General features: G+C 64.2%; 26 protein-coding genes and 1 riboswitch. Of the genes, 20 read left to right on the forward strand and 6 right to left on the reverse strand.

Annotated elements, in window-relative coordinates; all coding sequences use genetic code 11:
- Positions 1-65 precede the first annotated feature (65 nt).
- The 3 genes from LB526_RS10900 to LB526_RS10910 form a co-directional block, all read right to left on the reverse strand.
- The gene (locus LB526_RS10900) at positions 66-1,142 is read right to left on the reverse strand and encodes a glycosyltransferase family 2 protein (RefSeq protein ID WP_224627607.1); all 1,077 of its coding nucleotides are present in this window, start codon (positions 1,140-1,142) and stop codon (positions 66-68) included.
- 5 nt (positions 1,143-1,147) lie between these two features.
- Positions 1,148-2,065 carry a lysylphosphatidylglycerol synthase domain-containing protein gene (locus LB526_RS10905; RefSeq protein WP_224627608.1) on the reverse strand — a complete coding sequence of 306 codons (918 nt, stop codon included), beginning with the start codon at positions 2,063-2,065 and terminating at the stop codon, positions 1,148-1,150.
- Between the two features lie 341 nt (positions 2,066-2,406).
- The gene (locus tag LB526_RS10910) at positions 2,407-2,880 is read right to left on the reverse strand and encodes a carboxymuconolactone decarboxylase family protein (RefSeq protein ID WP_224627609.1); all 474 of its coding nucleotides are present in this window, start codon (positions 2,878-2,880) and stop codon (positions 2,407-2,409) included.
- Between the two features lie 132 nt (positions 2,881-3,012).
- On the opposite strand from LB526_RS10910, the gene LB526_RS10915 reads away from it, so the two are divergent.
- Genes LB526_RS10915 through LB526_RS10925 form a run of 3 tightly spaced genes read left to right on the forward strand, consistent with a single transcriptional unit; the run spans position 3,013 to position 5,197 of the window.
- A complete protein-coding gene (locus LB526_RS10915; protein WP_224627610.1) occupies positions 3,013-3,663 on the forward strand; it encodes a TetR/AcrR family transcriptional regulator in 651 nt (216 codons plus the stop codon).
- Complete coding sequence (locus LB526_RS10920) at positions 3,664-4,290, forward strand: hypothetical protein (protein WP_224627611.1); 627 nt, start codon at positions 3,664-3,666, stop codon at positions 4,288-4,290.
- Between the two features lie 58 nt (positions 4,291-4,348).
- Positions 4,349-5,197, forward strand: coding sequence for a 23S rRNA (adenine(2030)-N(6))-methyltransferase RlmJ (locus LB526_RS10925; protein WP_224627612.1), 849 nt, complete (start codon positions 4,349-4,351; stop codon positions 5,195-5,197).
- Between the two features lie 14 nt (positions 5,198-5,211).
- On the opposite strand, the gene LB526_RS10930 is transcribed toward LB526_RS10925, so the two are convergent.
- Positions 5,212-5,967, reverse strand: a complete 756-nt coding sequence (locus LB526_RS10930; protein ID WP_224627613.1) for a helix-turn-helix domain-containing protein — start codon at positions 5,965-5,967, stop codon at positions 5,212-5,214.
- A 182-nt stretch (positions 5,968-6,149) separates the two neighbouring features.
- Here LB526_RS10930 and LB526_RS10935 point away from each other — a divergent pair, with 182 nt between their 5' ends.
- The 4 genes from LB526_RS10935 (at position 6,150) to LB526_RS10950 (ending at position 8,358) form a co-directional block, all read left to right on the forward strand.
- Complete coding sequence (locus LB526_RS10935) at positions 6,150-6,572, forward strand: VOC family protein (protein ID WP_224627614.1); 423 nt, start codon at positions 6,150-6,152, stop codon at positions 6,570-6,572.
- A 36-nt stretch (positions 6,573-6,608) separates the two neighbouring features.
- Positions 6,609-6,971, forward strand: a complete 363-nt coding sequence (locus LB526_RS10940) for a DoxX family protein (protein ID WP_224627615.1) — start codon at positions 6,609-6,611, stop codon at positions 6,969-6,971.
- 164 nt (positions 6,972-7,135) lie between these two features.
- Positions 7,136-7,588, forward strand: coding sequence for a hypothetical protein (locus tag LB526_RS10945; RefSeq protein WP_224627617.1), 453 nt, complete (start codon positions 7,136-7,138; stop codon positions 7,586-7,588).
- A 155-nt stretch (positions 7,589-7,743) separates the two neighbouring features.
- Positions 7,744-8,358 (forward strand): LysE family translocator, encoded by a 615-nt coding sequence (locus tag LB526_RS10950; protein ID WP_224627619.1) that lies wholly within the window; start codon positions 7,744-7,746, stop codon positions 8,356-8,358.
- A 21-nt stretch (positions 8,359-8,379) separates the two neighbouring features.
- On the opposite strand, the gene LB526_RS10955 is transcribed toward LB526_RS10950, so the two are convergent.
- Positions 8,380-8,970 carry a TetR/AcrR family transcriptional regulator gene (locus LB526_RS10955; RefSeq protein ID WP_224627780.1) on the reverse strand — a complete coding sequence of 197 codons (591 nt, stop codon included), beginning with the start codon at positions 8,968-8,970 and terminating at the stop codon, positions 8,380-8,382.
- Between the two features lie 104 nt (positions 8,971-9,074).
- Here LB526_RS10955 and LB526_RS10960 point away from each other — a divergent pair, with 104 nt between their 5' ends.
- The 5 genes from LB526_RS10960 (at position 9,075) to LB526_RS10980 (ending at position 12,392) form a co-directional block, all read left to right on the forward strand.
- Positions 9,075-9,605 carry a DinB family protein gene (locus LB526_RS10960; protein ID WP_140842305.1) on the forward strand — a complete coding sequence of 177 codons (531 nt, stop codon included), beginning with the start codon at positions 9,075-9,077 and terminating at the stop codon, positions 9,603-9,605.
- A gap of 411 nt (positions 9,606-10,016) precedes the next feature.
- Positions 10,017-10,394 (forward strand): hypothetical protein, encoded by a 378-nt coding sequence (locus LB526_RS10965; RefSeq protein WP_181174787.1) that lies wholly within the window; start codon positions 10,017-10,019, stop codon positions 10,392-10,394.
- 273 nt (positions 10,395-10,667) lie between these two features.
- Complete coding sequence (locus LB526_RS10970; RefSeq protein ID WP_224627621.1) at positions 10,668-11,264, forward strand: glutathione S-transferase; 597 nt, start codon at positions 10,668-10,670, stop codon at positions 11,262-11,264.
- 256 nt (positions 11,265-11,520) lie between these two features.
- Positions 11,521-11,892, forward strand: a complete 372-nt coding sequence (locus tag LB526_RS10975) for a TfoX/Sxy family protein (protein ID WP_224524943.1) — start codon at positions 11,521-11,523, stop codon at positions 11,890-11,892.
- 86 nt (positions 11,893-11,978) lie between these two features.
- Entirely contained in the window at positions 11,979-12,392 is a 414-nt protein-coding gene (locus LB526_RS10980; RefSeq protein ID WP_095767042.1) for a GFA family protein, read from the forward strand.
- A 142-nt stretch (positions 12,393-12,534) separates the two neighbouring features.
- Here the strand turns inward: LB526_RS10980 and LB526_RS10985 are convergent, their stop codons facing one another.
- Entirely contained in the window at positions 12,535-13,182 is a 648-nt protein-coding gene (locus LB526_RS10985) for an outer membrane protein (protein ID WP_224524939.1), read from the reverse strand.
- A 413-nt stretch (positions 13,183-13,595) separates the two neighbouring features.
- Between LB526_RS10985 and LB526_RS10990 the strand changes: the two genes are divergently transcribed.
- From LB526_RS10990 to crcB, 8 genes are all read left to right on the forward strand, one after another.
- Positions 13,596-14,360, forward strand: a complete 765-nt coding sequence (locus LB526_RS10990) for an SDR family oxidoreductase (RefSeq protein WP_224627623.1) — start codon at positions 13,596-13,598, stop codon at positions 14,358-14,360.
- Positions 14,357-16,447, forward strand: a complete 2,091-nt coding sequence (uvrC, locus tag LB526_RS10995) for an excinuclease ABC subunit UvrC (protein ID WP_224627624.1) — start codon at positions 14,357-14,359, stop codon at positions 16,445-16,447. The genes LB526_RS10990 and uvrC overlap by 4 nt, the downstream gene beginning before the upstream one ends.
- A gap of 487 nt (positions 16,448-16,934) precedes the next feature.
- A complete protein-coding gene (gene pgsA / locus LB526_RS11000; RefSeq protein ID WP_095767046.1) occupies positions 16,935-17,531 on the forward strand; it encodes a CDP-diacylglycerol--glycerol-3-phosphate 3-phosphatidyltransferase in 597 nt (198 codons plus the stop codon).
- A 9-nt stretch (positions 17,532-17,540) separates the two neighbouring features.
- Positions 17,541-17,798: a molybdopterin converting factor subunit 1 gene (gene moaD, locus LB526_RS11005; RefSeq protein WP_095767047.1), complete on the forward strand. Its 258-nt coding sequence runs from the start codon at positions 17,541-17,543 to the stop codon at positions 17,796-17,798.
- A 1-nt stretch (position 17,799) separates the two neighbouring features.
- On the forward strand, positions 17,800-18,279 hold the full coding sequence (locus LB526_RS11010) for a molybdenum cofactor biosynthesis protein MoaE (protein ID WP_224627626.1): 480 nt from the start codon (positions 17,800-17,802) through the stop codon (positions 18,277-18,279).
- Positions 18,280-18,413: 134 nt separating this feature from the next.
- Positions 18,414-18,827, forward strand: coding sequence for a YbaY family lipoprotein (locus tag LB526_RS11015; protein WP_224627628.1), 414 nt, complete (start codon positions 18,414-18,416; stop codon positions 18,825-18,827).
- A 181-nt stretch (positions 18,828-19,008) separates the two neighbouring features.
- Entirely contained in the window at positions 19,009-19,278 is a 270-nt protein-coding gene (locus LB526_RS11020) for a hypothetical protein (RefSeq protein ID WP_095767050.1), read from the forward strand.
- 219 nt (positions 19,279-19,497) lie between these two features.
- Positions 19,498-19,560, forward strand: a riboswitch (Fluoride riboswitch).
- Between the two features lie 98 nt (positions 19,561-19,658).
- On the forward strand, positions 19,659-20,072 hold the full coding sequence (crcB, locus tag LB526_RS11025) for a fluoride efflux transporter CrcB (RefSeq protein ID WP_224524930.1): 414 nt from the start codon (positions 19,659-19,661) through the stop codon (positions 20,070-20,072).
- The last annotated feature ends 17 nt before the right edge of the window (positions 20,073-20,089 follow it).

The raw sequence follows: 20,089 nt of genomic DNA on the forward strand, positions 1-20,089 counted from the left end.
AAAATCGTTGCGCGAAATCGGCCTGGTTGGCAACGCGGGCAGCGATCGATGCCGGAGCGGCAAGATCATTTCTTACGCGGCTTCGCCTTCTCGATCGCCGGCTTGCTCGGCCAATGCCAGCCTTCGCCCTCGCCATGCGCGGCCTGCGGCCGCGCCACATAGGCCAGCGCGCCATTGGCCTCGAGATAGACGCGCGACAGCATCTCGGCGAGCACGCCCGACGTCACCGCCTGCAGCCCGGCGATCACCAGGAAGAAGCCGGTGATCAGCATCGGTCGCGTGCCGATATCCTGCCCCCAGAAAACCTTGATCGCGAGGAGATAGGCAAGGATCAGCGAGCCGAGCACGCCGAACACGATGCCGATGCCGCCGAAGAAATGGCCGGGCCGCGTGCGGTAGCGCAGGAAGAAGAACATGAAGACGAGGTCCAGCACCACGCGGAAGGTGCGCGAGATGCCGTATTTCGACTGGCCGTGGATGCGGGCGTGATGCGTCACCACCTCCTCGGCGATGCGGCGCGGCGTCGTCACCGTCGCGAGCCAGGCCGGGATGAAGCGATGCATCTCGCCATAGAGCCGCACGCTGCGGATGACGCTGCCGCGGAACACTTTCAGGCTGCAGCCATAGTCCTTGAGCCGCACGCCGGTGACGCGGGCGATCAGCCTGTTGGCGATGCGCGAGGGCAAGCGGCGCATCCAGAAACCTTCCTTGCGGTCCTTGCGCCAGCCGGCGACGAGGTCGAGATCCTCGGTCAGCAGGCGGTAGACCATGCGTGGAATGTCGAACGGGTCGTTCTGCAGGTCGCCGTCGAGTGTCGCGATGACGTCGCCGCGCGCGGCGTCGAGGCCGGCCTGCATGGCGGCGGTCTGCTTGTAGTTGCGCACCAGTTCCACGCCATGCACATGCGGCCCGTATTGGGCCGCCAGCCGGCGGATCTCGGCGGGCGTGGCGTCGGTGCTGCCGTCGTCGACCAGCACCACTTCCCAGGGCTGGCTGTAGCTCTCCATCGCCTGGTGGATGCGGACCAGCAGCGGCTCGACATTGTCGGCTTCGTTGTACATCGGGACGACGATGGAGAGCTTGTGCTCGGGCATGACGGCGCCCTCGGGCAATCCGGAAGCCGGAATGGGAAGTACGTTCATGGCGCTCATTTCCTTGCCGGCCCCGCCGCCGGGGTTTCCGGCAGCGTCGATTTCGAGGGGAACAGCCAGGCGATCGCACCGGTTGCGACCGCCGAGCACAGGATGAAGAGATGCAGCGCGAGCGCGGCCTGCAGGCCGTCCTTCATGGCAATGCCGGAATAGAGCAGTGCGGCGGCCGCGCCCGCTTCATAGGTGCCGAAGCCGGCGACACCCTGCACCGGCAGGATGGCGGCCGCCTCGGCCCCGACCGCGCCGGGAAAGGCGGTCTGGAACGAGGTGTCAAGCAGCATGGCGAGCAGCCAGCCCTGCACGCCGAGCTTCAGCGCCCAGTTGGCCATCGTCCACCACCAGCCGTAGCGCGAGCGTCCCGTCGCTTCGGTGAAGATGTCGCGCAATTTGCCGAGTGTCGAGACGATCCTGCCGCCCGCCGTCCAGTTGTGCGGCGAGCGCGCCCAGCGCGGCAGGTACCATGCGGCGGCGATCAGCGCCGCGATGCCGGCGGCCCGCAGCGCCGGATGCAGGCCTGGCCAAACCAGGCATGCCAGCACGCCGACGACGAAGGCGTCCTGCAGTCTGAACCACAGTAGCGAAGCGCTGGCGCGCACGATCGGCACGCCGAACACCTGGCGCAAAAGGATCGGAAACGCCGTCTCGCCGCCGCGGAACGGCACGATGTTGATCATCGCATTGTGGATCAGGATGACGCGAAGCACGGCGCCGAAGCGGCCGTTCACGTCGCCGCGGAACTCGTCGCAGACACGCAGCGCCCTGAGCACATAGGTGACGAACAGCGCCGCCGCGACCGCTGCAAAGGCGCCCGGCGTGATGGAGGCGAAGGCATCGCCGACCATCTTCCAGCGCTGGTCGCTGGCAAGCCATGCCAGCAGCGCCAGAGTGACGATTATCGATATCGCTCGCTTCAAACAGGTCTCCAACGGGGCCGCCCGGTCGGGGCGGAAGCGTCATTCGAGGGCCTGCAAAGGGGCGCTCTCGAGTGTCGGCCCGGCCGGCGCCGGTCCGATATCGGATCCGTGCCGGCTTTTTCAAGGCGCTGTTCCTATAGAGCAATTCCAGGAAAAGTGTGAGCGGTTTTCCGTCCGGAATTGCGTCAAAACAAAGAGGTAGAGCGGTTCGCCGTTTCCGTGAAACGGTGAAACGCTCTGGCGCAGCGGCGGCGGCGAATCCACAAGCTTGGTTGGAGCCTCGAATCGGCACGGCGAAGAGCGGGCGAACGTCGCGCCCGCCCGCTTTGCCGTGATAAGCCTTACTCTCCGCCCATCTCTTTCTTGAACTGATCGAAATCGACCTGCATGCCGTTGAAGATGGTGCTCCAATGGCGCGTCAGCGCCGCCATGGTGACGGCCTCCTGGATCTCCTCGTCGGTAGCGCCGGCGTGCTTGGCGTTCTGGGTGTCCGACCAGATGCAGTAGCTGCAGGGGATCTGCGCCGCGACCGCCAGCGAGATCAGCGACTTCTCCTTCGGCGTCAGCGCCGTCTTGTCGCTGAGCTCGATGGCCTTGACCTCGGCCCAGGCGCCGGGCAGACCGGCCTTGGGGAACTGTTTGATGAAGCTCGGCACACCGCCCATGGTCGACTGGATGTCCTTCAGCGCCGCGTCATAGTCATCGGCGCGGGCCGGCGCGGAGGCGAGCAATGCGGCAGATACGCCCGCCGCGGCGATCAGCGAGGCGAAGCGAAGGCAGGAATGCGCGGTTGAGATGGTGCGAATGACTGACATGATATTCTCCTCTGGTTTTTGTTAGCCTTACGATGTAAGGTGTGTGGAAGATGAACCTTACAGTGTAAGTTGTCAAGCGCCATGGATGCACCGAGCAGAAAAAAGCGACCCCGCGGAAAACTCTCCCGCGAGATGATCGAGGACGCCGCCTTCGAGGTGATCGAGCGGGAAGGGCTTTCCGGCTTTTCGATGCGCAAGCTCGCCGCCAGGCTCGGCTGCGAAGCGATGAGCATCTATCACCACTTCCCCTCGCAGGCGCATCTCTACGAGGCGCTGGTTGACCGCCAGATGAGCGGGCTTGTAATCCCCGACGACAGGCTGCCCTGGCGCGAGCGGGCCCGCATCGGGATGCAGGAATTCCGGCGCGTCGCCACCGAGCACCCGGCCTTTGCGCCGTTCATCGTCGTCTACCGCATGAACTCGCCGCCGTGCCTCGCCAAGCTCAACGCCATCATCGGCCTGTTCGAGGATGGCGGCTTCGGCCCCGAGCTCAGCGCCCGCCTGTTCCGCGCCGCCGGCTACTATCTGATGGGCGCGATCCTCGACGAGACGGCCGGCTATGCCAAGGGGCCTTCGGCGGTCACCACCGTCAGCGACGAGGAGCTGGCGCGCGACTATCCGAGCGTCGTGAAGGCCGGCGCCTATTTCGGCGCCGCCGGCTTCGACAAGACTTTCGAGCTTGGCCTGGAGATGTTTCTGGACGAGATGGAGCGGGTCCGCGAAGCTGCGCGAAACGAACCCGCCAAAAATAGCAGCGATCTCGCTCAGAAACCAAGGCTCTGAATGCGCTTCCTGTGTGTCCTTCTCCTCATCGCCGGTGCCGCCATCGGCATCTTCTATCCCTGGGCGATGAGCAATTTTTCCGGCCACCCCATCGGCACGTATCGCGTCTATGAGGGCGGCCGCTTCCGGCCCGCCACCGTGCAACTTGCCGCAGGCGACGCTCCGGTAAGGGTGCTGGTCGACCTGACCGCGCGGGCCGAGCGCGTCGCGGGCCAGCAGCGAACGGTGCTGACGCTGACCGCAGCGCATGGCGGCCGCACGGTGCTGGCCTCGGCGCTCTCCTTCAACCACACGGACAATCCGCGCCAGGCCAGCCCGCAACTGCCCGACAAGATCTTTCGCGACGAGGCCGGCGTCATCGATAAGGTCGCGCCCGGTCCTTACCTCTTCACCGTCGGATCCGGCGATGCCGACGGCATCGCCATGCGCGCGGTCGATCTCATCCTGCGCGCGGACACCGGCTCGATCGACGAACGCGCGCGGCCGGCCGGCTATACGCTGATGGGCGTTGGCCTTGCCGGACTGGCGGTTTCGCTGGTCTTCGGGCGCCGCGGCGGCGGCCCGCAAAATCCCAATTCGCAGCCGCCACCGCCGCGCTGGGGCCGCAACGGTTCGCCACGAGCATGATGCCGAAAAGTGTGAAGCGGTTCTCGCTCGACATCATGCTCTCTGAAGGTAAGCGCGCATGAACTATCGCCACGCCTACCACGCCGGCAATTTCGCCGATGTCGTCAAGCATGCCGTGCTCGCGCGCCTCGTCGAATATCTCAAGCAGAAGGACAAGGCTTTTCGCGTCATCGACACCCATGCCGGGATCGGCCGCTACAATCTTGCCTCGGTCGAGGCCGGCAAGACCGGCGAATGGCAGACCGGCATCGGCCGGCTGGTCGAGTCCGCGCTCGAGCCGCAAGCGGCGGCGCTGCTTCAGCCCTATCTGGAAGCGGTACGCGCGCGAAATCCCGACGGCGGCCTCAAGCATTATCCCGGCTCGCCGCTGATCGTGCGCCATCTCCTGCGCAGCCAGGACCGGCTGACGGCGATCGAGCTGCATCCCGAGGATGCCGCGCGGCTGAAATCGGTCTTTGCCGGCGATTTCCAGACAAGGGTCATCGAGCTCGACGGCTGGCTGGCGCTCGGCGCGCAACTGCCGCCGAAGGAAAAGCGCGGCCTCGTCCTCATCGATCCGCCCTTCGAGGAGGAGGGCGAGTTCTCCAGGCTCGTCGAAGGCCTGCAGAAGGCGCATCGGCGCTGGCCGGGCGGCATCTACGCGCTCTGGTACCCGATCAAGGACCGCAAGGCGGTCACCGCTTTCCGCACGGCGTTGACGGAGACCGGCATTCCGAAGCTGCTCGACATCGCCTTCGAGATCCGGCCCGCCTCGAACGAGCCCAGCCTCGACGGCAGCGGGCTGGTGGTGGTCAATCCGCCCTACACGCTGGAGAGCGAATTGAAGGTCCTGTTGCCGGCCCTGCACAAAGCGCTCGCCCTCCGGCAACCGTCGCGCTGGTCGCTCGAGTGGCTGGTGGGCGAGTAAGGCGACCGCATCGCCTAAACCAGCGCCGTGGGCGTAACACCGGTCAGCCGCCGGCTTTCGCGGATCAGATGCGCCTGGTCGGCATAGCCGGCCTCGATTGCGAGCAGCGCGGTCGAGGCGTCGCCTTGCTGTCGTTGCAAGCGCCGGTACCGATGGAGGCGCAGGATGCGGTCGAGCGTCTTCGGGCCATAACCGAAGGCGTCCTCGAAGCGGCGTCGCAGCGTCCGTTCGCTCATATGCAGCTGGCGCTGCAGGAAGGGAACCAGCGGCGTTTCCGGCGGCAAACCTTTGTGGATGACGTCGAAGGCCCGGCCCATCTGCGGGTCGAGCGCATCGCGGCCTTCGGTGCGCATGCCGACCGTCTCTTCCAACTGCCGCAGCATGGCCGGCAGATCGGTCGCAGCCTTGATGCGATCCGATAGTTCGCGGGCACGCGTACCCCATAATTCCTGGAGATCGAGCCGCCCGCCGACGATTTCGCTGGCCGGCACGCCCAGCCAACGGGCGGCCGCGCCGGGCCGGAAACGGAAGCCGACGATCACCGCGCCGGCCGGCGGCGTCTCGATCTGCGGCTCCTTGTCGGGTCCGGCCACGCGGAAGCGGCCGTCGATCCATTGCAGGTCGATCGTCGCGTCCGGCGTGATGACGATGGGCGGAACGGCGCGGTCGTCCATGCGGTGGACCCAGACCGCGCAGAAGGCATCTGCCAAGCCGCCAGCGACGGGCCGCTCGCGAAAGAAGCCGGTGGTCTGCGCCAGGACCGGTTCCATTCTCTCTCCGATCTGCTCCAGCGGGAGTTGCCGGATCGTGTGACGGTCATTTTGGCCGAAATCTTCAAGGCCGGCCACGTCATCCATGGCAAAACGGACGCAACTTCACCGCGCTTCACGCGCTCGCATCAGACCGCATCCGTTTGCGGCTGTGGTCACGAATATAGAAAGGAGTGAGAGAAATGAAAGCTCGCATCACCGTATTGACGCTCGGCGTCGACGATCTGGAAGCGTCGCTCAAATTCTATCGCGACGGCCTTGGGCTGCCGACGGAAGGCATCGTCGGCCGGGAATTCGAGCATGGCGCCGTCGCTTTCTTCGAACTCGCCGGCGGCTTGAAGTTCGCCATCTTCGAACGGTCCAGCATCGCCCATGACGCGACGGTGCCGCAGAGCGGCCGCAGCCCGACCGAGCTCACCATCGGCCACAATGTCGGCAGCGAGGCCGAGGTCGATGCCGTGATGGCCGAGGCCGTCAAGGCCGGCGCACGCGTGGTCAAGCCGGCGCAAAAGACTTTCTGGGGCGGCTATGCCGGCTATTTCCAGGATCCCGACGATCATCTGTGGGAGGTCGTCTACAACCCGGCCTTCATTCCGCTGGATTGAGCAAAGCGAAGCGCGTCGTCGAGAGAGGAGGCCGCCATGCCCGTTCAATCCATTCAAGCGCTTGGCGCTCTCCTCATCGGCGGCGTGTTCGTCTTCGCTGGCATCGAACATTTCCTGAAATTCGGAGCGATGAGCGACTATCTGGCCGCCCAGAAATTTCCGGCCCCGGCCTTGATGGTGGCCGCCGGTTCGGCGGTCGAGATCATTGCGGGGTTCCTGCTTGCCATTGGCATGGCCCGACCCTTCGCCGCCGGCGCGCTGGTCGTCTTCACGCTGGCGACGAACGTCATGCTGCTGCGCTTCTGGGCTCTGGAGGAGCCGGAGAGGCAGGTGCTGCGCAACGCGTTCCTGATCAACATCGCCGTCATCGGCGGGCTGCTGCTTTCCGGAGCGCTTTAGTTTGGATGGGGTTTCAGGTCAGGCCGGCTGACCTGAATCCTCATGCAACCCGATTAGCCGGTGAAGTCTGGAACGAAGTTTTACGGAAACCATTGTTTTCGCAACCGCTTGACCGCCGCCAAGTGCTCCCGCACAGTGCGCGGAACCGACCTTGAGAGGCTGTCATGACTCGCTTCGCCCATTCCGCCCTTGCCGCGCTGGTTGCCCTGTCCACTCCCTTTGCCGCTCCGCTTGGCTTCAGCCAGGCAGCGCATGCCGCCGACCTGTCCATCTACACCGAGGATGACGGCAGCGTCTGCGGCGAGGCCTGGGTGCTGAACAAGATCACCGACCGCTTCTCTTATCAGGTGCATCACGTGCCGCATCTGCCGGACGTCGCGATCACTGATTTCCGCAACATCCGCCAGCATCGTTATGAGCCGGCGAGCGATGAATGGCCGATCGGCCGCCATTATTGCCGCGCCACCGTCAACCTGACGGACGGCCGCGACCGTTCGATCTTCTACCTGATCGAGGAAGGCCAGGGCTTTGCCTCGATCGGCGACAATGTCGAATTCTGCGTCTTGGGCTTCGACCGCTGGCTGGTCTACAACGGCCGCTGCCGCGTGCTGCGCTAGGTTTGTCGCTTCCGCCGCGCGCCTGCGGTCAGAGGGACCGCATCCTTTTGCGCGCTGAATAGGTCTCGCCGCGAATGTTGTGCCTTCCGGCTTTCGCCGGAATGCAAATCAGTTAGTCTGAACTCCCGAGAGCAACGACTTCCTCGGGGACCTTCATGGATACTGCTACCCTCCTTGCATTTGCGGCGGCCTTCTTCGTGTTCGCAGCCAGCCCAGGCCCCGACAACATGACCATCGTCGCCCGCACAATCTCCGGCGGCGCCGCATCGGGCATCGCCTATGGCGCCGGAACGGTGGCCGGTATCCTCATCTTCCTGGTCCTCGCCGCCTTCGGTCTGTCGGTCGTAGCCGCCAAGATGGCGGTCGTCATGGCCGTGCTTCGCTATGGCGGCGCGGCTTATCTGATCTGGATGGGCGTCAGGCTATGGACAGCAGCGCCCATCGTGCCGGACCTGCAGCCCGTATCCGGGCGGCGCGGGCTGCTTGCGACTTTCGCCACTGGCGTCGCGCTCAATCTCGGCAATCCGAAGATGCCTTTGTTCTATCTGGCGCTGCTGCCGAACGTCGTCGGCGCATCGCTGGACGCTGAGCGTCTCGGCGCGCTGATGCTGGTGATCCTGGCTGTCGAGACTGTCGTAATCGGCGGCCATGTCGTCCTCGCAGATCGCGCCCGAAAGCTGCTGCGCACGCCGAAGGTCGTGCGCCGGGTGAACCGTGCGGCAGGTGGCGTGATGGTCGGTGCTGGTGTCGCCATCGTCGCTGCCCGCTGAACCGACGCCAAGCCGACAATCTCACGCGGCCCTGCCGCCCGATATGTAAACCTGGATCAGCTCGACGAGCTGCTTCTGCAGCTCCGGCGCGTCGAGCATGTTGCGCCGTGCCGCGTTGTGGATCACGCCTTCGACAGCCGATGAGAGCACGCGCGCCATCGTCTCGGTATCCTTGCGGCGCTTGCGATACTGCGCGACGGCAGCCGCATAATGTTCGAGATAGCGCGCCTGGAACGAGGCATGCGCGGCGCGTGAGCCGCGGTCGCCGGGCGCCTCGTCCAGCAGCACCTGGTGCAGCGTCGGATGGATCGAGTGCGCGCCGATCATGCCGCGCACCAGCTCGCGCGCGAATTGCCTGAGCGGCTTCTCGTCGGCCGCCGCTTCGCGAATCACCGACAGCACATGATCGAAGTGGCGGCGCCGGATCGCTTCGACCAGGGCGAGCTTGTCGGGGAAATATTGATAGAGCGAGCCGATGCTGACGCCCGCGGCCTCTGCCACCTTGTTGGTGGAAAAGCCTGCCCAGCCGAGCTCGCTCAAAACGTGAGCACCGGCTTCGATGATCGCCTCGACGGTGGCGATCGAACGCGCCTGGCGCGGCTGCTTGCGCATGCGTGCGGCCGGCTTTGCAACGCGAGTAGACATGCTGGCCCGTCTCCCGAGAATATAGACAGGATACTCACATTCAATTCACCAACGCAAATGGGGCGGTAAAGATGAGTGCCAAGACCTTGCTGAAGGGCATGCTCGCCTACCAGGCGCGGGCGAACGACGAGCTGGTGGAGAAGCTTGCCGGGATGGATCCGTCTCGCGACGCCGGGGAACGCCACGCCGCGATCCGCCTGATGAACCATATCCATGTCGTGGCGCGGATTTTTGCCGCGCATCTGAAGGGCGTCGCCCATGGCTATGCGAGCGACAATACGCCGGACACGCCCGAGCCGCGCGCGTTGCGCGCCGCCTTGGCCGAGATCGACGGCTGGTATCTCGACTATCTCGAAGCCGTTTCGGAGCAAAGGCTTGCCGATCCTGTCGCTTTCACCTTCACTGACGGCGACAGGGGCTGCATGACGAGGCAGGAGATGCTGATCCATATCGTATTGCACGGCAGCTACCATCGCGGCGAAATCGGCCGCATGCTGGCCGCCATCGCGCTCTCGCCGCCCTGGGACACCTACGCCGTCCATCTGCACCAGGCCGAGCCGGCGCGCCGCCTGCGGCGCGGACGCCACCCGGCGGGCGTTTGAATGCGGCGCGTGAATATGAGCTTTAAGCTCACTTTAAAGCGCTCAAGCTTTGGTCGTCGCATCTGGCCGGTTCGTCTGTAGATGTTTCTGCTGGACAAGATGAAGTCGACGCTCGACGGCCTCTTGTCTATTATGAGCACTCTGCTCACATTGTGATGCAAGGTTATGCCGCTGGTCGATGGAGGATCGGGCGATAGAAGCCGCGCGAAAATCTGTGCGCCAGGCCGTCACTTCGAAAGTGATAGATTCGCTCACAATTTTTCCATGAGATGCATCTTAAAGCGTTTCGTGTAACCAAAATTCAATAACTGAAAATCATTGTGTTGCTTCGCTGGCTAGACAGTCGCGAGTCAGATATGCATAGACACGCCGGGTCACTCACGACCATTGGCAAAACGCAAGGGGCATCGCATGGCAAAGACGACAACCAAGGCGCCGGCGGCGAAAGCGCCGGCAAAGAAGCCGGCAGCTAAGGCTGCCGCGAAACCTGCAGCAGTGAAGAAGGCAGCCGCACCGAAGGCAGCCGCCAAGGCCCCGGCCAAGGCAGCAGCGAAGCCGGCAGCGAAGGCTGCGGCTAAGCCCGCCGCCAAGAAGCCGGCAGCGAAGGCCGCGGCCAAGCCCGCCGTCAAGGCAGCGGCAAAGCCGGCGGCCAAGCCCGCCGCCAAGAAGCCGGCAGCGAAGGCCGCGGCCAAGCCCGCCGCCAAGGCTCCGATGAAGGCCGCCGCCGCCAAGGCACCGGCAGCCGTGAAGAAGGCAGCTCCGGCCAAGAAGCCGGCCGCCAAGAAGTAATCGCGTAGCTTCGCTCGCGAACCGCAACAGGTGAGGGCGGGTGCCACTCAGGCACCCCTCTCGCCAATTCGGTGTCACGGCGAGCGGAGTCGGAGCGCACGCTCCTCCTAAAGCTCTCGGTAATTTTGCTGCCAGGCAAAACTTCCGGGAGCTTTTTTTGTTGCCGCGCCCGGGCGTCAAAAATGTATTGGCCAAGCTGGATCGGCCTTGCTGGGCCGTTGCCCTGGAGACCCATTCGGTCAACAGTGCCGCAGATAAACTGGAAAGCCGATCATGCCGAAGCTGCTTTACGCGCCCACGTCTCCTTATAGTTCGAAGGTCCGCATGGCGGCCCTCCATGCCGGGATCGCCATCGATCTCGTGCCGGTCAAGACGGAGGACAGGCCGGCCGAGCTGATCTCGGCCAATCCGCTCGGCAAGATCCCGGTGCTGGTGCTGGAGGACGGCCGGTCGGTCCATGACAGCCGCGCCATCACGCAACATCTCAACCGGCTGTCGAAGAATGCGCTGTTCCCTCGCAATCCCGACAAGCGGCTCGAAGCGGAAGTTCTCGAGGCACTGGCCGACGGCATCTGCGACTGCGCGCTGTCGATGGTCTATGAACGACGCACGCGTCCGGAAGCGATGGTCCACCAGCCCTGGCTCGATCGCCAGTGGGCGAAGATCACCGCCGCGCTCGACCTCATCAACGCCAACCCGCCGAAGCTGCCGAAGAAGATCACCGCCGGCCATATGGCGCTGCGAGCCTGCCTCGGCTATCTGGCGCTGCGCTTTCCCGGCCAATGGGAGAAGGGCCGCAGCCGGCTCGTGCGCTGGGCCGCGAGGTTTGATGAGAAGTTTCCGGAGCTGAAGGGCAGCGTGCCGGGGTGACGGCGGCGCCTCCTTCTCCCCTTGTGGGAGAAGGTGGATCGGCGCGCAGCGCCGAGACGGATGAGGGGTGTTGGACGGAGTGGGACTCTGGCGAACCCGGTGCCGTCCATCGCTGATGAATGCGTCAAGCTGGAGCACCCCTCATCCGTCCGAGCTTCGCTCGGCCACCTTCTCCCACAAGGGGAGAAGGGGAAGACCGCCTTGAACCCCGTCCGTTTCCATGCTTGCCTGACACCGCCCAAGTCGGAGTGGTGACATGGCAAAGCCCTCAACCAGCCTCGCGCCCGACCCTATGGTCGAGCGTCTGCGTGCGGCGCTCGACCGGCGCGCCTTCACCGAGCAGAAAATGTTCGGCGGCACCTGCTTCATGATCGACGGCAACATGCTGATTGGCACGTCGAAGCGCGGCTTGCTAGTGCGTGTCGGCAAGGCCGCGCATGCGGCCGCAGTCGCGCGGCCCCATGCAAGCCCGATGGAAATGGGCGGGCGCTCGATGGAAGGGTATGTCCATGTCGCGCCGGAAGGCACAGCCACGGAGGCGGATCTCCGTGGCTGGCTCGGCCTTGCGCTGGCATTCGTCGAAACTTTGCCGCCGAAACCCGCCAAGGTCGCAAAGAAACGCGCGTAAGCCGCTCGTCGCATCGGCCTTGCGGACCGCGATGGGTCAGTGTTGTTAAGCTGGCCTCGAGGAACGAACGGCCAGGGGAGGAAGCAATGGCACTCAATGGGCATTGCATGTGCGGTGCTGTGGCCTGGACCTATTCAGGCGAGATCACGCGCAACCTGGTCTGTCACTGTACCGATTGTCAGCGGGCGACATCCGCCCCCTTCACGGCCTTTCTGGGAATGAGGCCGGACAAGCTGAGCTGGAGTGGCGACATCAGGCACTATGAAAGCAGCCCGAATACTTTTCGCGGTTTCTGCCCGTCCTGCGGCGCGAGGCTCTACTTCCGCTCCGACCGATGGCCTGCCGAGATCCATGTCCACGCCGCCACGCTGGACGACCCGGGCGAGTACCGTGCGGATGCGCAAGTCATGATGCGCTCAAGAGCAAAATGGCTCGACCGGCTGCAGTCGATTCCAGTCCATGAGGATTTCCAGCAGGCGCCGTCGACGCCGACTCCCTGAAGTCAGGGCGATACGGCTCGCGTGCAGTTTGTTGCCTGCTCGTACAAGGTTCTCGAAACCGGCAAGGGCAGAAGGACAGGATTACAAACACAAAAAAAGCCGGGCTCAAGGCCCGGCTTTTTCGTGTCGTGGCTTCTACGACTTAGAACTTCATACCGACGCCGAAGGTGACGCGGTTGTCCTTCGACTTGACATTGCCGAAGCCGTCAAAGTCCTTGTCGCCGTAATCGGTGTAGCGGTACTCGACGCGGCCGAACACGTTGTCCGTGATCTTGATGTCGGTGCCGACGCCGGCCGTCCAGCCGAGCATGGCCTTGCTGTCGCTAACTCCGGGAGCTTCCACCTTCTGGTTCTTGGCAGCGAGACCGCCAGTGCCATAGAGCAGGATTTCCGGGGTCACTGCATAGCCGAGGCGGGCGCGCAGCGAACCGTCGACACCGCCCTTGGCGCGGATGCCGGCGCTGTCGCCCTTGACGCCGTTGTAGCCGAGATCGGCTTCAGCACCGTAGACGAAGTTATCCTGCTGCCAGTTGTAGCCGCCGAACACGCCGCCGACGAAGCCCTTGGTCTTGACATCCGGACCGCCGGAGCGGAAGTCGGCATGCCCGCCGAAGCCGTAGCCCAGGCTGATACCGGCATAGGGACCGGCCCAGGAAGCGACCGGAAGCTCCGCAACCGGGGCGGGAGCCGGCGGCTCTTCGGAAACGACGTCGGCCGCAAAGGCGGTGCCAGCAAAGGCGAACAGCCCGAGCGCAGCGGCAAGCGGCGCGAATTTGAGATTGGTCTTCATTGTTATACTCTCCTTAAGCCACAAGACACTTAGGCTTTTTTGTTCATGAAACGCCCCGGCCCGTCCGGGGGGATAAACGGGCTTGGCGCTCAACGGTTCCGAATGTCGTGCTGAAATGCGGCTGAAGCGAACCTGAACTTGGGTCATTCCCCGGCGCGAATAAGGCCGAAAGTTGACGTTGCATCTTCGCAACAGCGAATGTCAGCAGGCTAATCATGTTGCGCCGCAGACCGCTTGGTTCAAGGGGTCCGGCGACATATATTGCCGGGAACGGCGCCCCGAATCCGATGGGGCGGAGGCGCGTCCGGGCCGCTTCGCCACATTCCTGCCCCAGGTGGAAATGGCATTTAACGCTTGGCCCGTCACATTGTGCCGGCTTCCCGGAATCGTGAAGCCGATTGAGGATTGACACCATGAGACAAGCCACGACCGTCGCGCTGGTGACGGGTGGAGCAAGGCGGATCGGCAAGGCGATCGTCGAGGATCTGGCCGCCAATGGCTTTGCGGTCGCCATCCACGCCAATCGCTCCGGCGACGAGGCCGAGGCGCTGGCGAAGACGATCGTGGCCGGTGGCGGCCGCGCCGCCGTTGTCGCCGCCGATCTCACCGACATGGATGCCGTGGGTGATCTTGTCGGTCGCGCGCAGGCGGCGCTCGGACCCGTCACGCTGCTGGTCAACAACGCTTCCTTGTTCGTCGACGATCGCGTCGAGGATTTCGACTGGCAGGCCTGGGATCGCCACTTCGCCATCCATGTGAAGGCGCCGGCGCTTTTGGCGCAGACCTTTGCACGCGCGCTGCCGCAAGGCGAGGAGGGGCTGATCGTCAACATCATCGACCAGCGCGTCTGGCGGCCGACGCCGCGTTATTTCTCCTATGCGCTGTCGAAATCGGCTCTGTGGACGCAAACGCAAATGCTTGCACAGGCGCTCGGACCGCGCATCCGCGTCAACGCCATAGGCCCCGGCCCGACACTGAAGAACAAGCGCCAGGATGACGATGATTTCGAGAGCCAGATCGAGGGCCTGATCCTGAAGCGCGGCCCGCAATTGCCCGAATTCGGCGCCACGATCCGCTATCTGTGGCAGGCACGCTCGGTGACCGGCCAGATGATCGCGCTCGATGGCGGCCAGCATCTTGCGTGGCAGACGCCCGATGTGACAGGCATGGTGGAATGAGTCCCGTAGCCCAAAGAGACAAACGAAACGGCGCCGCCGACGATCTGCCGCCCGATATCGACCCCGATATGGACGTTGAGGACGAGGCGGCGGAGGAGATCGTCGAGGCTGAGCCTTTGCCGTCCGGTCCCGAGGTCGCTTTCACGGCCATCGACTGGACGCCGCATGCCGGCGACGCCGACGGGATGGTCGGCGCCGAGGTGATCCAGACCCTGGTCAAGCGGTTGCCCAACCAGCCCGGCGTCTATCGCATGATGAACGCCGCCGGCGACGTTCTCTATGTCGGCAAGGCGCGCAGCCTGAAGAAGCGCGTCACCAATTACGCGCAGGGGCGCTTCCACACCGCCCGCATCGGCCGCATGGTGCGCGAGACGGCGACGATGGAATTCGTCGTCACCCGCACCGAGATCGAGGCGCTGCTGCTCGAGGCCAACCTCATCAAGCGGCTGCGGCCCCGTTTCAACGTGCTGATGCGGGACGACAAGTCCTTCCCCTACATCCTGCTCACCGGCGACCATGTCTCGCCGGGCATCTACAAGCATCGCGGCGCGCGCTCGCGAAAAGGCGACTATTTCGGCCCCTTCGCTTCCGCCGGCGCCGTCGGGCGCACCATCAATTCGCTGCAGCGCGCCTTCCTGCTTCGAAGCTGCACCAACTCTTTCTACGAGAACCGCACAAGGCCGTGCCTGCTCTATCAGATCAAGCGCTGCGCCGGGCCTTGCACCGGCGAGATCTCGCATCAGGGCTATGCCGAGCTGGTCGCCGAGGCCAAGGACTTCCTCTCCGGCCGCAGCCAGAAGGTAAAGACCGAAATCTCGGCCGCCATGCAGCAGGCCTCCGAAGAGCTCGATTTCGAGCGCGCCGCCATTTACCGCGACCGTCTTGCGGCGCTCTCGCATGTCCAGGCACATCAGGGCATCAACCCGCAGACGGTCGAGGAGGCCGACGTCTTCGCCATCCACCAGGAGGGCGGCCAGACCTGTATCCAGGTATTCTTCTTCCGCACCGGTCAGAACTGGGGCAACCGCGCCTATTTCCCCAAGGCCGATCCGGCGCTGGAGCCGGCGGAGGTGCTGGGCTCGTTCCTGGCGCAATTCTATGACGACAAGCTGCCGGCGCGCACGCTGCTGCTTTCCCAGGCCGCGCAGGAACAGGAACTGCTCGCCGAGGCGCTCTCCACACATGCCGGCCGCAAGATTACGATTTCGGTGCCGCAGCGCGGCGAGAAGAAGGAACTGACAGACCACGCGCTGCAGAACGCGCGCGAGGCGCTTGGCCGCAGGTTGGCCGAGACCTCGACGCAGGCGCGGCTGCTCGCCGGCTTCGCCGAGACCTTCGGCCTGGCAAAGCCGCCGGTGCGCATCGAGGTCTACGACAACTCGCACATTATGGGTACCAACGCGGTCGGCGCCATGGTCGTCGCCGGACCGGAAGGTTTCGTGAAGAACCAGTACCGGAAATTCAACATCCGCTCCACCGAGATCACGCCGGGCGACGATTTCGGCATGATGCGCGAAGTGATGCAGCGGCGCTTTTCGCGGCTGCTCAAGGAGCATGGGGACGTCCAGCCCGGCTCGGCCGTCGAGGACGAAGCCGGCGAGGAGGATCTGGTCGCCGGCAATGGCGGCTTCCCGGCCTGGCCGGATGTTATCCTGATCGACGGCGGCCAGGGCCAGATGACGGCCGTGCGCCAGATTCTTGCCGATCTCGGCGTCGAGGACAGGGTGGTGGCCATCGGTATCGCCAAGGGTCCGGACCGCGACGCCGGCCGCGAGCGCTTCTTCGTCAAGGGCAGGGACTCTTTCATGCTGCCGGTGCGCGATCCGGTGCTCTATTTCGTCCAACGCCTGCGCGACGAGGTGCACCGTTTCGCCATCGGCTCCCACCGCGCCCGCCGCAAGAAGGAGATGGTCAAAAGCCCGCTCGACGAGATCGCCGGCATCGGCCCCGGCCGCAAGCGCGCGCTGCTCCACGCCTTCGGCACCGCCAAAGCGGTCAGCCGCGCCGCGGTCGAGGACCTTGTCAAGGTCGACGGCATTTCGGAGCACGTGGCGAAGCTGGTCTACAATCACTTCCACGAGAGCTGAGGGCTGGTCGCGAGCATGGAAGGTTGACCAAGGCGTCGGGGTGGTGAGGGATGTTGCACCTTAGCGATTAGCTCATACCCCCACCACGTCGTCATCCACGGGCGGAGCGGGAGCGCAGCGACGCGGCGCAGACCCTGGAATCCATTCCGTTACCTCTACGCGTTGCAGCGGTTCAGAAAACCTCCGTTCTGCTCCGTTGCAGTCCGCGCGAGGTCACGGAATGGATCCTCGGGTCTGCGCGTCCGCTTCGCTCCCGCTCCGCCCGTGGATGACGAAGTTGCTTAGGCTTCGCCAATCCCAACGTTGCAAGAATAGTATACATCGAAGTTGCCAATCTCTGCCTCTGACGTGGAATGCCCAGACCAGAGCGGGTGCTTCACGCCGACCTTCACGCCATTTTTCCCTGGTCAATCGAATCTCGGCTGTTGACCCCCTACATTGGCTTCTGATTTGAGTACGTCTGGCGGTGGAGATTTCCCGAGACGACATGGCACAGCGCGCGTTCAACCTGCCGAACATCCTAACCTATGCCCGCATCATCGCGGTGCCGCTGGTCGTGCTGTGCTTTTTTCTTGAAGGCCACCTGAAGTCGTCCGACTTCGCCCGCTGGTCGGCGCTGGTCATTTTCCTGCTTGCCTCGATCACCGATTACTTTGACGGCTATTTCGCGCGCGCCTGGCAGCAGACTTCCAACATCGGCAAGATGCTTGACCCGATAGCCGACAAATTGCTGGTCGCCACCTGCCTGCTCCTGCTTGCCGCCGACACCGACCGCCATGGCGGCATCGCCGGCTGGTCGCTATGGGCGGCAATCATCATCCTGTGCCGCGAGATCCTGGTTTCGGGCCTGCGCGAATATCTGGCCGCCTTGAAAGTGTCGGTGCCGGTGACCCAGCTCGCCAAATGGAAGACCACCATACAGATGGTCGCCATCGCCTTCCTGCTGGTCGGCCCGGCCGGCGACAAGATCTTTCCGCTGACCACGCAGATCGGCCTCGTGCTGCTGTGGGTCGCGGCACTTGTCACGCTCTACACCGGCTACGACTATTTCCGCGCCGGCCTCAAGCACATCATGGACGAGTAGGAAGCGCGGATGTCGACGAAACTCATCTATTTCGCCTGGGTGCGCGAGCGGATCGGCAAGCCGGAAGAGGACGTCGACTTGCCTGCCGGCATCGAGACGGTCGCCGATCTGCTGCGCTGGCTGAAGTCGCGCGGCGAGGAGTATGAGAACGCGCTGCAATACCCTGACGTCATCCGCGTCGCCATCAACCAGGAGCATGTCGGCCATCGCGAGAAGATCGAAGGCGCGCGCGAGATCGCCCTGTTCCCGCCGATGACCGGGGGCTGATATGGCCGGCGCGGTCGTGCCTGCCATCCGCATCCAGCGCGAGGACTTCGACGTCGCCGCCGAGATCGCCGGCCTGGCCAAAGGCCGGACCGATATCGGCGCCGTGGTCACTTTTTCCGGCCTTTGCCGTGACGAACAGGGCGCGCTCTCGGCGCTCGAGCTCGAGCACTATCCCGGCATGGCGGAGGCCGAGATCGGCCGCATCGCCGCCGAGGCCGCCGGGCGCTGGCCCCTGCAGGGGCTCACCGTCATCCACCGCCACGGCAAGATAGCGCCGGGCGAGAATATCGTGCTGGTGGTCGCGGCCTCGTCGCACCGCCAGGCCGCCTTCGAGGCGGCGAATTTCCTGATGGACTACCTGAAATCGCGTGCGCCCTTCTGGAAGAAGGAACACCGCGCCGACGGCTCCGAGGGCGGCTGGGTCGAGGCCAAGGAGGCTGACGATCAAGCTGCGGACCGTTGGAAGAAACAGGGCGAATAATGCATGTCGCCCAGAACTGTGCAGCGGTTCTGGGCAACGACATGCATCAGAAAAAACTCCCGTTCGGCCATCGAACGACCGCAATCCTTCCCAAGCCTGCCGGGTGGTTTGATTTGCTTGGCGGGAGCAATCTCATGCTGGACCGCATCGCGGAATTCTTCATCTTCGGGCTGGTGCCGCTGGTGGTCGGCGTGCTTGCCGTGCCGGAAGCGACCAACGCCGGCGAAAGGACGATCGCGGGCGAGGTGACCTACCGCGAGCGCATCGCGCTGCCGCCCGACGCCGTGCTCGTGGTCGAGCTTGCCGATGTCTCGCTGGCCGATGCACCGGCAACCGTGGTCGCTAGGCGCAGGATAGCGCCCACCGGCCAGGTGCCGATCAGGTTCGACATCGGTTTCGATCCCAAGGCGATCCAGAACGGCCGGACCTATACGCTGCAGGCGCGCATCACCGTTGGCGAACGGCTGATGTTCGTTACCGGTGCAAGTCATCAGGTCGATCCGCTGGCGGGCAAGCCTCAGACGGTTCTGCTGAAAATGGCGCGCTGACGTCGCGCGCCGAGCCCGACCGCGCAACTTTTGTGCCTGGACACCGTTTTCTGCGGAATAAACCGGCAACGCCGGGCGTTCACCTATGCAGATGGCGGGCAGGCAAAGGGACAATGTCCCTTCACTTAAGCCGCCAGACCGAATGCGCGGGCTCGATCTGGCCACTCAAAGGAGACCAGACATGAAAAAGCGCACGCTCATCCTCGCAGCCGCGGGTGTATCGCTGATTGCCTTTGCCGGCGTTGCCCGGGCGGACGACCATCTGTTCAATGCCGAGCAGCATGGCCTCAGCCCTGACAGCCAGCCGTTCCAGACCAACAAGGCCGGCCACAGCGGCGACCTTGCGCCTGGACAGGGCAGTCCGTTCACCGGTGAGGAGACGAAGACGCCGTCTACCGATACCGAGGCAGCGAACGCCCATGCGAATGTGAAAGACCGTCAAGCCAAATGACGTCTGCCCGCCGGGGGCCGGCGGGTTTTATGAGCAATTCCGGGAAAAACGGGGCGCGTTTTCCGTCCGGAATTGCATCGAAAACAACAGAGCATGATGTCGTCCGAAAACCGCTCCGCTTTTCGGCATCATGCTCCGGCTGGCCTGACCGTCTCAACGGCTCTGTCCATCATTTAAGCACGCCGCAATTGACCACGCTGTTGCAACCGCCTAGCTTCCGTCGAAAATGGGGATGGGGTTCCCCCGAAACCGCCCTTATGGGCTGATGACTCCTGCCAGGCGTGCTCTCGCGCGGCAGGATTTGTTTTTCCGCTCCGCTTCGTGCCTGTTCTTGTGAGGTGATTCCGGTTTGGGATCGCGTTTGGAAAGGCATTGAAGCGATGACCCTTGCGGCTTGCGCCCTGGTCCTGATCGGCGGTTTCTTCGGCGGCATTTCCCGCTTTTTCCTCTCCGGCGTGGTCGGCCGTTCCATCGGCGAGACCTTTCCCTGGGGCACGTTGTTGGTCAATGTTTCCGGCGCCCTGGCCATCGGCGCCTTCGCCGGCGCGGCACGCTCGGTCGGCGGCGTCTTCGCCAGCGATCTCGTGCGCGACCTGATCGTCGTCGGCCTGTTCGGCGGCTACACCACGGTGTCGTCCTTCTGCCTGCAGACGCTCAACCTGGCGCTCGAAGGCGAGGGGCGGCTGGCCGCCTTCAATGTCGTCGCGTCGTCGGCTCTGTGCGTGCTGTTCGTCGCCCTTGGCTTCTGGGCGGTGGTGTGGGTGTTTGGTTCATCCATCGGGGCTGCGGGCTGAGCGATGGTGGACAGACA

The organism is Mesorhizobium sp. CA6, assembly GCF_020165035.1.
In the GTDB taxonomy this organism is placed as follows: Bacteria; Pseudomonadota; Alphaproteobacteria; order Rhizobiales; family Rhizobiaceae; genus Mesorhizobium.

Bases quoted from the DNA above. Each gene is read 5' to 3' on its own strand.
- LB526_RS10910 (WP_224627609.1), bottom strand. From the start codon at position 2,880: ATGTCAGTCATTCGCACCATCTCAACCGCGCATTCCTGCCTTCGCTTC.
- LB526_RS10990 (WP_224627623.1), top strand. From the start codon at position 13,596: ATGAGACAAGCCACGACCGTCGCGCTGGTGACGGGTGGAGCAAGGCGG.
- LB526_RS10945 (WP_224627617.1), top strand. From the start codon at position 7,136: ATGACTCGCTTCGCCCATTCCGCCCTTGCCGCGCTGGTTGCCCTGTCC.
- LB526_RS10915 (WP_224627610.1), top strand. From the start codon at position 3,013: ATGATCGAGGACGCCGCCTTCGAGGTGATCGAGCGGGAAGGGCTTTCC.
- LB526_RS10920 (WP_224627611.1), top strand. From the start codon at position 3,664: ATGCGCTTCCTGTGTGTCCTTCTCCTCATCGCCGGTGCCGCCATCGGC.
- moaD (WP_095767047.1), top strand. From the start codon at position 17,541: ATGTCGACGAAACTCATCTATTTCGCCTGGGTGCGCGAGCGGATCGGC.
- LB526_RS10965 (WP_181174787.1), top strand. From the start codon at position 10,017: ATGGCAAAGACGACAACCAAGGCGCCGGCGGCGAAAGCGCCGGCAAAG.
- LB526_RS11020 (WP_095767050.1), top strand. From the start codon at position 19,009: ATGAAAAAGCGCACGCTCATCCTCGCAGCCGCGGGTGTATCGCTGATT.
- LB526_RS10940 (WP_224627615.1), top strand. From the start codon at position 6,609: ATGCCCGTTCAATCCATTCAAGCGCTTGGCGCTCTCCTCATCGGCGGC.
- LB526_RS11015 (WP_224627628.1), top strand. From the start codon at position 18,414: ATGCTGGACCGCATCGCGGAATTCTTCATCTTCGGGCTGGTGCCGCTG.
- LB526_RS10975 (WP_224524943.1), top strand. From the start codon at position 11,521: ATGGCAAAGCCCTCAACCAGCCTCGCGCCCGACCCTATGGTCGAGCGT.
- LB526_RS10960 (WP_140842305.1), top strand. From the start codon at position 9,075: ATGAGTGCCAAGACCTTGCTGAAGGGCATGCTCGCCTACCAGGCGCGG.
- LB526_RS10985 (WP_224524939.1), bottom strand. From the start codon at position 13,182: ATGAAGACCAATCTCAAATTCGCGCCGCTTGCCGCTGCGCTCGGGCTG.
- LB526_RS10970 (WP_224627621.1), top strand. From the start codon at position 10,668: ATGCCGAAGCTGCTTTACGCGCCCACGTCTCCTTATAGTTCGAAGGTC.
- LB526_RS10930 (WP_224627613.1), bottom strand. From the start codon at position 5,967: ATGGAACCGGTCCTGGCGCAGACCACCGGCTTCTTTCGCGAGCGGCCC.
- LB526_RS10935 (WP_224627614.1), top strand. From the start codon at position 6,150: ATGAAAGCTCGCATCACCGTATTGACGCTCGGCGTCGACGATCTGGAA.
- crcB (WP_224524930.1), top strand. From the start codon at position 19,659: ATGACCCTTGCGGCTTGCGCCCTGGTCCTGATCGGCGGTTTCTTCGGC.
- LB526_RS10900 (WP_224627607.1), bottom strand. From the start codon at position 1,142: ATGAACGTACTTCCCATTCCGGCTTCCGGATTGCCCGAGGGCGCCGTC.
- LB526_RS10950 (WP_224627619.1), top strand. From the start codon at position 7,744: ATGGATACTGCTACCCTCCTTGCATTTGCGGCGGCCTTCTTCGTGTTC.
- LB526_RS10980 (WP_095767042.1), top strand. From the start codon at position 11,979: ATGGCACTCAATGGGCATTGCATGTGCGGTGCTGTGGCCTGGACCTAT.
- uvrC (WP_224627624.1), top strand. From the start codon at position 14,357: ATGAGTCCCGTAGCCCAAAGAGACAAACGAAACGGCGCCGCCGACGAT.
- LB526_RS11010 (WP_224627626.1), top strand. From the start codon at position 17,800: ATGGCCGGCGCGGTCGTGCCTGCCATCCGCATCCAGCGCGAGGACTTC.
- LB526_RS10925 (WP_224627612.1), top strand. From the start codon at position 4,349: ATGAACTATCGCCACGCCTACCACGCCGGCAATTTCGCCGATGTCGTC.
- pgsA (WP_095767046.1), top strand. From the start codon at position 16,935: ATGGCACAGCGCGCGTTCAACCTGCCGAACATCCTAACCTATGCCCGC.
- LB526_RS10955 (WP_224627780.1), bottom strand. From the start codon at position 8,970: ATGCGCAAGCAGCCGCGCCAGGCGCGTTCGATCGCCACCGTCGAGGCG.